The 12531-nt window shown below is 68.3% G+C and carries 13 protein-coding genes; 8 read left to right on the top strand and 5 right to left on the bottom strand.

Annotated features, from left to right (window positions below; genetic code table 11):
* Both NRB56_RS18515 and rsmD read left to right on the top strand, forming a co-directional pair.
* A partial coding sequence (locus NRB56_RS18515) for a pyruvate carboxylase (RefSeq protein WP_153343723.1) occupies window positions 1-2570 on the top strand: 2570 nt, incomplete at its 5' end.
* A 406-nt stretch (window positions 2571-2976) separates the two neighbouring features.
* Entirely contained in the window at window positions 2977-3531 is a 555-nt protein-coding gene (rsmD, locus tag NRB56_RS18510; protein WP_319943166.1) for a 16S rRNA (guanine(966)-N(2))-methyltransferase RsmD, read from the top strand.
* A 224-nt stretch (window positions 3532-3755) separates the two neighbouring features.
* Here the strand turns inward: rsmD and coaD are convergent, their stop codons facing one another.
* The 3 genes from coaD to NRB56_RS18495 all read right to left on the bottom strand — a co-directional run bounded on the left by coaD (window position 3756) and on the right by NRB56_RS18495 (window position 6329).
* Complete coding sequence (gene coaD / locus NRB56_RS18505) at window positions 3756-4241, bottom strand: pantetheine-phosphate adenylyltransferase (RefSeq protein ID WP_153343721.1); 486 nt, start codon at window positions 4239-4241, stop codon at window positions 3756-3758.
* A gap of 325 nt (window positions 4242-4566) precedes the next feature.
* Complete coding sequence (locus NRB56_RS18500; protein WP_153343719.1) at window positions 4567-5574, bottom strand: type IV toxin-antitoxin system AbiEi family antitoxin domain-containing protein; 1008 nt, start codon at window positions 5572-5574, stop codon at window positions 4567-4569.
* Window positions 5575-5708: 134 nt separating this feature from the next.
* On the bottom strand, window positions 5709-6329 hold the full coding sequence (locus NRB56_RS18495; RefSeq protein WP_153343717.1) for a GtrA family protein: 621 nt from the start codon (window positions 6327-6329) through the stop codon (window positions 5709-5711).
* 306 nt (window positions 6330-6635) lie between these two features.
* Between NRB56_RS18495 and NRB56_RS18490 the strand changes: the two genes are divergently transcribed.
* From NRB56_RS18490 to mutM, 5 genes are all read left to right on the top strand, one after another.
* A complete protein-coding gene (locus NRB56_RS18490) occupies window positions 6636-7382 on the top strand; it encodes a DivIVA domain-containing protein (protein ID WP_153343715.1) in 747 nt (248 codons plus the stop codon).
* Window positions 7383-7468: 86 nt separating this feature from the next.
* Window positions 7469-8074, top strand: a complete 606-nt coding sequence (locus NRB56_RS18485; protein ID WP_153343713.1) for a YceD family protein — start codon at window positions 7469-7471, stop codon at window positions 8072-8074.
* Between the two features lie 77 nt (window positions 8075-8151).
* Window positions 8152-8334, top strand: a complete 183-nt coding sequence (gene rpmF / locus NRB56_RS18480) for a 50S ribosomal protein L32 (RefSeq protein WP_319943165.1) — start codon at window positions 8152-8154, stop codon at window positions 8332-8334.
* Between the two features lie 22 nt (window positions 8335-8356).
* Window positions 8357-9094: a ribonuclease III gene (gene rnc, locus NRB56_RS18475; protein ID WP_319943164.1), complete on the top strand. Its 738-nt coding sequence runs from the start codon at window positions 8357-8359 to the stop codon at window positions 9092-9094.
* 1 nt (window position 9095) lies between these two features.
* On the top strand, window positions 9096-9974 hold the full coding sequence (gene mutM, locus NRB56_RS18470; RefSeq protein ID WP_153343711.1) for a bifunctional DNA-formamidopyrimidine glycosylase/DNA-(apurinic or apyrimidinic site) lyase: 879 nt from the start codon (window positions 9096-9098) through the stop codon (window positions 9972-9974).
* Here mutM and NRB56_RS18465 read toward each other — a convergent pair.
* Window positions 9965-10828, bottom strand: a complete 864-nt coding sequence (locus NRB56_RS18465; protein ID WP_153343709.1) for a metal-dependent hydrolase — start codon at window positions 10826-10828, stop codon at window positions 9965-9967. The genes mutM and NRB56_RS18465 overlap by 10 nt on opposite strands.
* A gap of 225 nt (window positions 10829-11053) precedes the next feature.
* Here NRB56_RS18465 and NRB56_RS18460 point away from each other — a divergent pair, with 225 nt between their 5' ends.
* The gene (locus tag NRB56_RS18460; RefSeq protein ID WP_319943163.1) at window positions 11054-12082 is read left to right on the top strand and encodes a PHP domain-containing protein; all 1029 of its coding nucleotides are present in this window, start codon (window positions 11054-11056) and stop codon (window positions 12080-12082) included.
* Here the strand turns inward: NRB56_RS18460 and NRB56_RS18455 are convergent.
* The gene (locus NRB56_RS18455) at window positions 12079-12528 is read right to left on the bottom strand and encodes a DUF350 domain-containing protein (RefSeq protein ID WP_153343707.1); all 450 of its coding nucleotides are present in this window, start codon (window positions 12526-12528) and stop codon (window positions 12079-12081) included. The two genes, NRB56_RS18460 and NRB56_RS18455, sit on opposite strands and share 4 nt — an antisense overlap.
* Between the last annotated feature and the right edge of the window lie 3 nt (window positions 12529-12531).

Here is a 12531-nt window from a genome sequence, read left to right as displayed (position 1 = left end):
ATGAGCGTGGGGATCATGTGTTCATCGAGATGAATCCGCGGATTCAGGTGGAGCATACGGTGACGGAGGAGATCACTGATGTGGATTTGGTGCAGTCGCAGATGCGGATTGCGGCGGGGGAGTCTCTGGCGGATTTGGGGTTGAGTCAGGAGTCGGTGCGGATTCGGGGTGCGGCGTTGCAGTGCCGGATCACGACCGAGGACCCGGCCAACGGTTTCCGGCCCGATACCGGGCGGATCACCGGGTATCGCAGCCCGGGCGGCGCGGGTATCCGCCTCGACGGTGGCGCGACTCTGGGTGCCGAGGTCGGCGCCTACTTCGATTCGATGCTCGTGAAGCTCACCTGTCGTGGGCACGACTTCGCCACCGCCGTGTCGCGGGCGCGGCGGGCGGTGGCCGAGTTCCGAATTCGTGGTGTTTCCACCAACATTCCGTTCCTGCAGGCGGTGCTGGACGATGCGGACTTCCAAGCCGGGCGGGTGACCACCTCGTTCATCGAGGAACGGCCGCATCTGCTCACCCAGCGTGGGTCGGCCGACCGGGGCACCAAGATTCTGCGCTATCTCGCCGATGTCACGGTGAACAAGCCGCATGGTGAGCGTCCGACGGCGGTGTATCCGCATGACAAGTTGCCGGTGATCGATTTGTCGGTGGCGCCGCCGTCGGGGTCGCGGCAGCGGTTGCTGGAGTTGGGGCCGACGGGTTTTGCGCGGGCTCTGCGGGCGCAGGATGCGGTGGCGGTGACGGATACCACTTTCCGTGATGCGCATCAGTCACTGCTGGCGACGCGGGTGCGGACGAATGGGTTGTTGCAGGTGGCCGGGCACGTCGCCCGGCTGACACCGGAACTGTTGTCGATCGAGTGCTGGGGTGGCGCGACTTATGATGTGGCGCTGCGGTTCTTGTATGAGGATCCGTGGGAGCGGTTGGCGGCGTTGCGGGAAGCGGTGCCGAACATCTGTCTTCAGATGTTGTTGCGGGGCCGGAACACGGTCGGGTACACCCCGTACCCCGAGCGGGTGACCCGCGCGTTCGTCCGTGAGGCCACCGACACGGGGATCGATATTTTCCGGATCTTCGACGCGCTCAACAATGTTGATCAGATGCGGCCCGCGATCGACGCCGTTCTCGAAACCGGGACCGCCGTCGCGGAAGTCGCGCTGTCGTATACCGGTGACCTGTCGGATCCGAACGAAAACCTGTACACCCTGGACTATTACCTGAAGCTGGCGGAGCAGGTGGTGGATGCTGGTGCGCACATTGTGGCGATCAAGGACATGGCGGGTCTGCTGCGGGCTCCGGCGGCGCACACGCTGGTGACCGCGCTACGCCGCAACTTCGATGTGCCGGTGCATGTGCACACCCACGACACACCCGGTGGCCAGTTGGCGACGTATCTGGCGGCGTGGCAGGCGGGTGCGGATGCGGTGGACGGTGCCAGCGCACCGATGGCGGGGACGACCAGCCAACCGGCGTTGTCGGCGATCGTGGCTGCGGCGGCGCATTCCCCGTACGACACCGGGTTGAACTTGCAGAATGTGTGTGATCTCGAACCGTATTGGGAGTCGTTGCGGAAGGTGTACGGTCCGTTCGAGTCCGGGTTGCCGGGGCCGACGGGCCGGGTGTATCACCACGAGATTCCGGGTGGTCAGTTGTCGAATTTGCGGCAGCAGGCCATTGCGCTGGGTCTCGGTGACCGGTTCGAGGAGGTGGAGGCGAAGTACGCTGCGGCGGACCGGTTGCTGGGTCGGTTGGTGAAGGTGACCCCGTCGTCGAAGGTGGTCGGTGACCTCGCCCTGTCCCTGGTCGGCAGTGGTGTCGATATTGAGGATTTCGCGGGTGATCCGGCGCGGTTCGATATTCCGGATTCGGTGGTCGGTTTTCTGCGTGGGGAATTGGGGACGCCGGCGGGTGGCTGGCCGGAGCCGTTCCGGACGCGGGCGTTGGCTGGTCGTGGTCCGGCGAAGCCGGAGACGATGCTGTCGCCGGAGGACGAAGCGGCGCTGGATGGTTCGTCGCAGCAGCGGCAGGAAACGTTGAACCGTCTGCTGTTTCCCGCGCCGACGTCGGAATTCCTGGCGCATCGGGAGAAGTACGGTGATACGTCGGGGTTGTCGGCGAATCAGTTCTTCTACGGCCTGCGCCACGGTGAGGAACACCGGGTCCAGTTGGAGAAGGGTGTGACGCTGTTGATCGGCTTGGAGGCCATCTCCGAACCCGACGATCGCGGCATGCGCACCGTGATGTGCATCCTCAACGGACAACTACGTCCGATCACCGTGCGCGACCGCTCGGTGGCCAGCGAGATCCCCTCCGCGGAGAAGGCCGACCGCACCAATCCCGGCCATGTCGCCGCCCCGTTCGCGGGCGTCGTCACCCTGACGATCACCGAGGGCGACGCTATCGCCGCCGGTGACACCATCGGCACGATCGAGGCGATGAAAATGGAGGCTGCCATCACCGCCCCGCGTGCGGGCCGGGTACGCCGGGTCGCGATCAGCCGCGTACAGCAGGTCGAAGGCGGCGACCTGCTGATCGACCTCAGCCCGAACGAGGTCGCGGCGGAGTGACCCCGGTCGCGGCCGAGGGCAGGCGCCACGCATTGCCCAGTGTCGGTTCGTGGGCGGGAAGCCCTGCGCCGGTGGTGACCTCGGTCGCGGCTGGGGGTAGGCGCCGGGCTTTGCCCGGCGTCCGTTTGCGGGCGAGAAGTCTTGCGCCGGTGGTGACCTCGGTTGCGGCTGGGGGTAGACGCCGGGCATTGCCCAGCGACCGTTCGTGGGCGGGAAGCCCTGCGCCGGTGGTGACCTCGGTCGCGGCTGGGGGTAGGCGCCCGGCATTGCCCAGCGACCGTTCGCAGGCCGGAAGTCTTGCGCCGGTGGTGGCCCCGGTCGCGGCTGGGGGTAGGCGCCTGGCATTGTCTGGCGTCCGTTCGCGTGCGAGAAGTCTTGCGCCGGTGCGTATTCCGGCGGGACTGTCGTGACCAGGATCGTGGCTGGGGCCGTGGGTGGTCGGCGGTTGCGGGTGCCGCCGGCGGGGACCCGGCCCACGTCGGATCGGGTGCGCGAGGCGTTGTTCAGTGTGCTGAACGCGCGCATGGATTTCGACGGTGTGCGGGTGCTGGATCTGTACGCGGGCTCGGGTGCGCTCGGGCTGGAGGCGCTCTCGCGTGGCGCTTCGCATGCGCTGCTGGTCGAATCGGATCGCAAGGCCGCAGCGGTGGTGCGTGGCAACATCGCGGATCTGGGGCTGTCCGGCGCCGAATTGCGCCTCGGCTCGGTCGGTTCCGTGCTCGCGACCGCTCCGGCGGATCGGTACGACCTGGTGTTCTCCGATCCGCCCTACGCGCTGTCCGGTGACGAGGTCGCGGCCGATCTCTCGGCGCTGGCCGGGCACGACTGGTTGCATCCCGGGGCACTGATCGTCGTGGAGCGCGCTACCCGGTCGCCCGAAACACAGTGGCCCGCAGACTATTCCGCCGAGAAACCGCGGCGATACGGCGAAACCCGGATCGACATCGCCGAATTCGACTGACCGCCGACGCGGGCCGGACCGGGCCGCCTCACCCGCCGTGTGCAAGGTGCAAGTTGTCGATCGCCCATTCGACGCTTCCGCGGTCTTGGCGGAAAGTCAGCTCAGCCCGCCGAGACCCGGCAGTTTCGCTCGGCCGGGCGACTGGGGTGTTGCGGTCGGCCGGGCAACAGGGTGTTGCGGTCGGCCGGGCGATTCGGGTGGTGCATTCGGCCGAGCCGAGCGACTCAGCCTTTGCGCTCGGCCAGGCGGGCGAGCAGGCGTTTGTGCACCGAGGGCGGCAGCATGTCGGTGACGTCGCCGCCGTAGGTCGCGACCTCCTTCACCAGCGAACTCGACAGGTAGCTGAATGCCGGGTTGGTGGCGAGGAAGTAGGTGTCGACGCCGGAGAGCTTCTTGTTCATCTGCGCCATCTGCAACTCGTATCCGAAGTCGGTGGCGTCGCGCAGGCCCTTGACGATCGCGTGGATGCCCTGCTCCCGCGCGAAGTTCACCAGCAGGCCGTGCCACGACTCGACCCGCACGTTGTGCAGGTCCGAGGTGGCCTCACGCAGCATGTCCATCCGTTCCTCGACGGTGAACATGCCTTGCTTGGTCTTGTTGATCATGACCGTGACGACGACTTCGTCGAACTGCGACGCCGCCCGGGTGATCACGTCGAGGTGACCGTTGGTTACCGGGTCGAACGAACCAGGACACAGTGCTCCAGCCATATTCGCACGCTAACAGGCGTGTGCTCGGGGCCGGAAAGCGCCACCCGCGGAGAGCAACCACACCGCACCCGTTGTGAATCCGAGACCTCGGCGCCGCGCCTGCGCCGGCCTGCCCGCAGGAACGAGGCACCGGAACAGTCCGAGGAGCGACCCGGCCGTGCCCCCGGGAACGACCCGACCGGGTCCGGTGGAGCGATCTGGCCGTGTCTGGGGAGCGACCCGGCCGCGTCCGGCAGAGCGGCCTGCCGTGCCCCGAAGGAGCGACCCGACCGTGCCTGCGGGCGAGGCGCGGCCGGGCTGCGAGTGCGGCCCGGCCGACGCGTGTTCAGAGTTCGTGGAGGACCAGCGGTTTCGGCTCCGGTAGGTCGGTGCCGCGGATCCAGCCGTCCGGCCGGGCCCGTTGCCCGGCGTATATCAGCGCCTGGCGGATGCGCGCGGCCACGTCGCCGCCGGCCAGATCGTCCCAGGTCCAGCGGACGACCTGAAAGCCGTTGCCGCGCAACGCGTCCTCGCGCCGTTTCGCCAGGACGACGGCCTGCCCGGGATCGTCGCCGGAGCGAACCAGCCGGCCGTACCTGGCCCGGCCGTCGAATTCGCCGACGACGCCGGTGTCGCCGAAATAGAAGTCGACCTGCCCGAGCGAGGTGCCCTGCGAGGTGAACACCTCCCCGTGGGACAGTGGCACCGGAATACCGAAGCGGTGGAACATCACCCGGCTCCGGGACTCGCCGACGCTCGTGCTGTGCGGGTCCAGGAAGCGGACCACGTGGCGGGCCAGATGCACGCCGTGCCGGTGCTTCGCGGCCTCCAGTTCGGCGGCGAGGGCCCCGGGGCCGACGCCGTAGGTGCGGACCAGTGCGTCACCGGCGACTACCGCGGCCTCGAACGGGACCGTGCGGGCCACGTCGACGATCGTGCGTGCGGGTGTGGTCAGTCGCAGGCCGGCGATCTCGGCCACGGTGTCGACGGGCGCGCAGTGCACCTTGAGGTCGGGTTTGATCCGGCCGCCGTTGCGCCGGTTGCGGGTGACGCACACCCGTGGCAGCAACTGGTCCCACACCGGCGCGCCGTAGACGACGGCCGCCGACTGGTGGCTGAGGATCGCGTCGCCGGACAGGTTGTCGACGACCGCCGCGATCAGCATCCGATGCCGGTCGGCGGCGCCGAGGCCGGTGAAGCCCGCGCGGTCGGTATAGGTGCCGCGGCGGAGCCGATGCCAGCTCCCGCCCAGGCACATCCGGCGGATCTCCTCGTCGGTGACACCGGTGCGGACCACGTCCCGCCGGCGGCGGATCCCCGCATCCGAGGTGCGGAATCTCTGGCAATGCTCCAAGACGACCTCCCCAGCTGAGAACAAGTCCAATCGGTTCGAAATCATTGGACGTGGCGTTCTCCGGCTCGGTTCCTTGCTCATCCGACCAGGTCACAGCCGCACACCGTGCCGGGCCTCGCACCCGGCGGGCGGTTTCAGAAGACCCAGAATCGCAGGGTGATGAAGCGCAGCGTGCCGACGGCGGCGGTGATGGCGATGACCGCGGCGGCCTCCGCGGTGTCGCTGAGACCGGGGGCCACGTAGTCCAGCCCGGCCAGCGCGGCCGACGAGATCGCGAGGCCGGCCAGCGCCAGGCCACCGCCCTCGAGTTGCGCGGTGAACCAACCGACCCGGTCGGAGGCGTGGAAGGTGAGGCGGCGGTGCAGTTCGTTGGCCAGCGCGGTACTGACCACCGAACCGGTCAGGTTGGCCAGCTGCGGGCCTTCGGCGTAGCAGGCCATGAACAGCAGGAAGTAGCCGATGTTGCTGAAACCGCCGACCAGGGCGAACCGGATCAGCTGGGGCAGCCAGTGCTCGCTGCGCAGCCAGCCGCCGAACCTGGTGAGCAGGCGCGGCGTGGCCTCGGCGGTGGAGTCGGCGACCGCGGCCAGGCGGTCCACCGTGGAGTCGGCGGCCGCGGCGAGCCGGTCGACGGTGGAATCGGCGGCGGCCGCGAGACGATCGGCGGTCGAGTCGGCGGCGGCGACCAGACGATCGGTGATCGTCGATGCCTCCGTGGTGCCGGAAGGGACGTCCGTGACGGGCTGTGGACTCATCCACCAGCCCGGGACTACCGGGAACAAGACCGCCATCGTCTTTCCGATCGGAACGTTCGCCTGCGGGCCGCTGCCGGGTTCCGATTGTTCCGGGCCGCGGTCGGCTCTCTATCGCCGGTAACAAAGATAACACCAAACGGAGATATTTCCTCCACTTGATTTGTGTGGCATGGGAAACACTGCACGACACACCGGCAGCGCACTGGGCAAGTGATCGTCCCGAGGGCAGACTGGCAGTCAAGCTGCAACACGACGGTGGCGTTACTGCGCCGTCTACGATCGGGCACGAGAGTGGGGTCAGCAGGGATGTATCGCGTATTCGAGGCGCTCGACGAACTGGTGGCGATTGTCGAAGAGGCGCGCGGTATCCCGCCCACCCGTAACTGCATCATTCCGCGCGGCGAGGTCCTCGAACTCCTGGACGATGTGCGCGAGGCGCTGCCCGGCGAGGTCGACGACGCGCAGGACGTGCTCGATCATCGCGACAAGATCGTCTCCGACGCCCGGACGGTCGCCGAGACGGCCGTCGCCACCGCCACCGAGACGGCCGAGCAGACCGTCACCGGCGCTCGCGAGGAGGCCGATCGCATCCTCGCCGATGCCAAGGCCCACGCCGACCGGATGGTCGCGGAGGCCCGCGCGCACGCCGACCGGCTGCTCGCCGCCGCGCAGTCCGAGGCGGACCGGGTGGTCGCCGAGGGCAAGGCCGAGTACGAGTCGCTCGCCGGGCGCGCCCGCCAGGATTCGGAGCGGATGATCGCGGCCGGTCAGGCGTCCTACGACCGGTCGGTCGCGGAGGGCGTCGCCGAACAGCAGCGGCTGATCTCGCAGATCGAGGTCGTCCGGGCAGCACACGCGGAATCGGCCCGGCTGCTCGACGCGGCCCAGGCCGAGTCGGAGCGGTTGCGGACCGACTGCGACCGATACGTCGACACCAAACTCGCCGAATTCGAGGACACCCTGCACGGTGCGTTGCGCACGGTCGGCCGCGGCCGTCAGCAACTGCGTTCCGGCACGACCATCCCGGACTACGCCGCCGAGTTCCGGTCCTGATCCCGGCGATTTATGCCGAAGACCGCATGAGATGTACTGTGGAGTGGTTGTCCATTCCCGTTTCGCATGAGTGAGAGTAGTTCCTGATGCCTGCCGCTACCGGTTCCGGTTCGCGTCGTCGTACCCAGACGGACGCGGGCTTCGTGCTGGACACGCGCAGCCTCGGACGCGCTCCGGGCTCGCGCCGTGAGATCCAGCGGACCGTCGTCCTGCCGGACAAGATCGGGCTCGACCTGGTCAACATCCCGGCCGGCGCCGAGGTCCGGCTGGACCTGACCCTGCAGGCGGTCTCGGAGGGTGTGCTGGTCACCGGCACGGCGTCCGGGCCGATCGCGGGGGAGTGCTCCCGATGCCTGGAACAGTTCACCGACCACCTCGAGCTGGAGCTCACGGAACTGTTCGCCTATCCGAACAGCGCGACCGAGCAGACCACCGAGGAGGACGAGATCTACCGGCTGGTCGACGATCTGATCGACCTGGAACCGGTGGTCGTCGACGCGGCCGGTCTCGAACTGCCGCTGCAACCGCTGTGCGAACCGGACTGTGCCGGACTGTGCCCGGAATGCGGGGTTCGGATGGCGATTGCGGGTTCGGATCACAGTCATGAGATACTTGACCCTCGCTGGGCGGGTCTCGCGAATTTCGCGGCCGACTCGCCCGCATCGGCGTCCGGGGACGCCGCAGCAGAGTAAGACCCCAGACCGACACTGATACAGTTCCGCGTCCGGCCGTAGCGGCCGGACGCGTGTGACCCAGAGGAGAAACAGTCGTGGCCGTTCCGAAGCGCCGGATGTCTCGTTCCAACACCCGCTCGCGGCGCAGCCAGTGGAAGGCCACCGCCCCCACTCTGGTGACGTGCCCCAACCGCGCCTGCGGCCAGCCGACCCTGCCGCACACGGCCTGCCCGAACTGCGGTACCTACAAGGGCCGCCAGGTCGCTCCGGCCGTCTGATCTGCTCACCCGGTAGCCCGACGTGACGGCCAAGGACGCAGCGGACGCACCAGCCGTCGGCGAGGCCGCTGATCATTCCAGCCTGCTGGCGGCGCTGGGCGTCGATCTGCGCCCGGACCTGCTCCGGCTGGCATTGACGCATCGTTCGTACGCATACGAGAACGGTGGTCTGCCGACCAACGAGCGACTGGAATTTCTGGGCGACTCGGTGCTCGGCCTGAGCATCACCGAGCGTCTGTATCTGGAGCACCCGGACAAGTCCGAGGGCGAGCTCGCCAAGCTGCGCGCGAGCGTGGTCCAGATGAACGCGCTGGCGGAGGTCGCCCGCGGCCTCGGCGCCGAAGGCGGCCTCGGCCGCTACCTGCTGCTCGGCAAGGGTGAGGAGCTCACCGGCGGCCGCGACAAGCCCAGCATCCTCGCCGACGGGATGGAGGCGCTGCTCGGCGCCGTCCATCTGGAGCACGGCATCGAGGTGGCCCGCGGCGTCGTGCTGCGGCTGTTCGCCGCACTGCTCGAGCGCGGTCCGCGGATGGGCGCCGGGCTGGACTGGAAGACCAGCCTGCAGGAGCTCACCGCCGCGCGCGGTCTCGGCGTGCCCGCCTACGAGATCACCTCCACCGGCCCCGACCACGACAAGGAGTTCACCGCCACCGCGGTGATCAGTGGTCGTGGGTACGGCACCGGCGTGGGCCGGTCCAAGAAGGACGCGGAGCAGAAGGCCGCGGGCGCCGCCTGGCAGGCGCTGAACGACGAGGGGTAGCTTGCCCGAACTGCCCGAGGTGGAGACCGTCCGGCGCGGACTCCTCGACCATGTGGCCGGCCACGTCATCGAGGCCGTCACCGTGAAGCATCCCCGATCGGTGCGCCGGCATCTGCCCGGCGGCGACGATCTCGCGGCCCGACTGGCCGGCCTGCGGGTCCGGTCCGCCGAGCGGCGCGGCAAATTCCTCTGGCTGACCCTGGACGAGCCGCAGCCGGGCGGGGCCTGGGCCGCCGCCGACGAGGCCCTGGTCGTCCATCTGGGGATGAGCGGCCAGATGCTGGTGCAACCGGGCGACGCGCCGCTGGAGAAGCACGCGCACATCGTCGCCACGCTCGATTCCGGCGCGCAGTTGCGGTTCGTGGATCAGCGCACCTTCGGTGGCTGGGCCCTGCACCCGCTGGTCGAGGTCGACGGCACCGTGGTGCCGGAGGCGGTGGCGCACATCGCGCGCGACCCGCTGGACCCGGCATTCGACGCCGGTGCGGTCCTGAAGGTGTTGCGCGGCAAGCAGTCCGAGATCAAGCGGGTCCTGCTGGATCAGACCGTGATCTCCGGCATCGGCAACATCTATGCCGACGAATCGTTGTGGCGCGCGCGAATTCATCCCGGCCGGCCGGCGTGTGAATTGAGCCGTCCCGCGGCGTCGAAACTCGTTGCGGCCGCTCGGGAGGTCATGACGGAGGCGCTTGTGGCGGGCGGCACCTCGTTCGATGCGATGTATGTGAATGTGAACGGGAATTCCGGATATTTCTCGCGTTCGCTGAATGCTTACGGTCTCGCGGGAGAGCCGTGTGGACGGTGCGGTACGGCAATCCTGCGCGAGAAGTTCATGAATCGATCGTCGTATTACTGTCCGCGGTGTCAGCGTCAGCGTTGACGATCGGCGAGATATGTGAGGGCTGATTCCATCGAGCCCTCCCGGTCGGGATGGAATCCGGGGTGTAGATAGCGGGGGACGGCGGCGCCGAGTCGGCGCCAGCTCGGTAACAGTCCTTTGCGGACCGCGCGATTGTGGTCGGACACAAGGTATTTCCCGCCGGGCCGCTGCGGGTCGGCGTCCATGAGGTAGGCGGCGCCCCAGAACCAGAACCACAGCAGCATCGGCGTGGCGATCGCGAAACCGGCGACGCGGCGGGCGTAGCGGGCGGGACCGCGTCCGCCGAGGTGGCGGAAGACGTCGTAGGCCACCGCGCGGTGCTCGACCTCCTCGGCGCCGTGCCAGCGCAGCAGGTCGAGCATGGTGGGGTCGGCGCCGGCCTGTTCGAAGGCGCGGGCCCCGAGGATCCAGTCGCCGAGGACGGCGGTGTAGTGCTCGATCGCGGCGATGACGGACAGCCGAAGTCTCAGCCACTCCCGGCGCGGTATCGGCAGCCAGCGCGGCCGGTGGTGGCCCAGGGGACCTTGGAAGACCTGTTCCAGTCGGTCGACGAACGGCCGGCTGTCGAGTCCGGCCTCGGCGAGGCGGTCCAGGACGACGGCGTGCTGGACGCTGTGGGTGCCCTCCTGGCCCATGAACCCCTTCATCAGGGCCTCCAGATCCGCGTCGCGGACCAGCGGCAACGCTTCACGGAACACGTCGATGAACCATCGCTCCCCGGGCGGGAGCAGCAGGTGCAGGGCGTTGACGACATGAGTGGCGGTCGGCTCGCCGGGGATCCAGTACAGCGGGGTGTGATTCCAGTCGAAGGTGGTGCGCCGGGGTTTGAGCCGGCGCGGATCGGGCTTGAACATAACAGTCCCATCACGGCGCGGAGAATAGGATTCTCAGTTTGAGAGAAGCGATGGTAGCAAGTAACTTGATTGCAATTCCCAGATATGGCAATGACATATTCGAATGCAGGTATGTGATTCGGTGATCGGACGTTTCCGGCAAATCCGGATATCTGCGCCGATCTCGGTCGAATCGTCGCCGGAATCCGGACGCCGGAACCGGAACCGATATGGGAGCCTGGTTGTGTGGCTGCACAGCGCGACACGGTCTCGGCGTTGCGGGAAATCGCGTTCTGGATGGAACGCTCCCGGGCGGAGACCGCACGGGTCCGGGCGTACCGGCGGGCGGCCGGTATCGTCGCCGCGCTGTCGCCGGAAGAATTCACCGAATATCGGAAAAACGGCCGGTGGCAGGAACTCCCGGGAATCGGGCCGAAGACCGCGGCCGCGATCGTCTCGGCCGCCGCCGGTGACGTACCGGCGAAGTTGATCGAATCACGTTCGGGGGCAGAGCCGATCGGGCCCGGCGGCAAGGCGCTGCGGGAGCGGTTGCGCGGCGATCTGCACACCCACTCCGACTGGTCCGACGGCGGCAGCCCGATCGAGGAGATGATGCGCACCGCGATCGCGCTCGGGCACGAATACTGTGCGCTGACCGATCATTCGCCGCGGCTGAAGGTGGCCAACGGGCTGTCGGCCGAGCGGTTGCGGCGCCAGCTGGACGTGATCGAGCGGCTGAACGCGGAACTGGCGCCGTTCCGGATCCTCACCGGCATCGAGGTGGACATCCTCGACGACGGGACCCTGGATCAGCAGGCCGAGTTGCTGGAACGGCTCGACATCGTGGTCGCCAGCGTGCATTCCAACCTGCGTGCCGACAGCGAGACCATGACCAAACGCATGGTGTACGCGGTGGCGAACCCGAACGTCGACATTTTCGGCCACTGCACCGGCCGGCTGGTGGAGGGCGGGCGCGGCACCCGGCCCGAGTCCCGGTTCGACGCCGTGGTGGTGTTCGAGGCCTGCCGCCGGTACGGGACCGCGGTCGAGATCAACAGCCGCCCGGAGCGGCGCGACCCGCCGAGCCGTCTGATCCGTCTGGCCGTCGAGATGGAGTGCCGGTTTTCCATCGACACCGACGCCCACGCCCCCGGCCAATTGGATTGGCAGGGTTACGGATGCGAGCGCGCCCTCGCCAACGGCGTCACACCCGAACGAGTCATCGACACCTGGCCCCTGGACGACCTGCTGGCCTTCACCCAGGACAACGCTTAAACGATGGCGACGCCGATCACCAGGGCGATGCCCACGTGCGCGGCCGCGACCACCAGCGCCTCGGTGACGAATGTGGTGGCGTGCAGCAGATTCCCGATGTGGATGCCGGTGGCGCGCTCCATGATCCGGGCCGACACCACCTGGGCCACGATGCCGACCAGGCCGAACACCGCCGCCGAGATCAGGCCCTCGGTGAGCCGGCCGCCCGAGCTGTAGATCGCGAACACCACGATGATCGCCGTGCCCAGCAGCCCGGCGGCGGCGATGATGTTGGCGTTGGGCCGCCCCGCGCCGACCAGCTTGCGCAGCAACCCGGGGGTGGTGATGTCGAGCGCGGCGAAGCCCAGCAACATCAGCACCAGGCCGACGGCCGCGTACGCGGCGATGGCCCCGACACCATGGCCGAGATTGCCCCAGTACCCGGGGGCGAGAGCGATCGTGGCCATGTC

It is taken from the genome of Nocardia aurantia (genome assembly GCF_009604425.1).
GTDB lineage: Bacteria > Actinomycetota > Actinomycetes > Mycobacteriales > Mycobacteriaceae > Nocardia > Nocardia aurantia.
The sequence above is the reverse complement of the archived record's forward strand: the minus strand, read 5'-3'. Positions and strand labels throughout refer to the sequence as shown.

Excerpts from the sequence above, each read along its gene's own strand:
- coaD (WP_153343721.1), bottom strand. The coding sequence starts at position 4,241 with ATGGCTGGAGCACTGTGTCCTGGTTCGTTCGACCCGGTAACCAACGGT.
- NRB56_RS18495 (WP_153343717.1), bottom strand. The coding sequence starts at position 6,329 with ATGAGTCCACAGCCCGTCACGGACGTCCCTTCCGGCACCACGGAGGCA.
- NRB56_RS18490 (WP_153343715.1), top strand. The coding sequence starts at position 6,636 with ATGTATCGCGTATTCGAGGCGCTCGACGAACTGGTGGCGATTGTCGAA.
- NRB56_RS18485 (WP_153343713.1), top strand. The coding sequence starts at position 7,469 with ATGCCTGCCGCTACCGGTTCCGGTTCGCGTCGTCGTACCCAGACGGAC.
- NRB56_RS18465 (WP_153343709.1), bottom strand. The coding sequence starts at position 10,828 with ATGTTCAAGCCCGATCCGCGCCGGCTCAAACCCCGGCGCACCACCTTC.
- NRB56_RS18455 (WP_153343707.1), bottom strand. The coding sequence starts at position 12,528 with ATGGCCACGATCGCTCTCGCCCCCGGGTACTGGGGCAATCTCGGCCAT.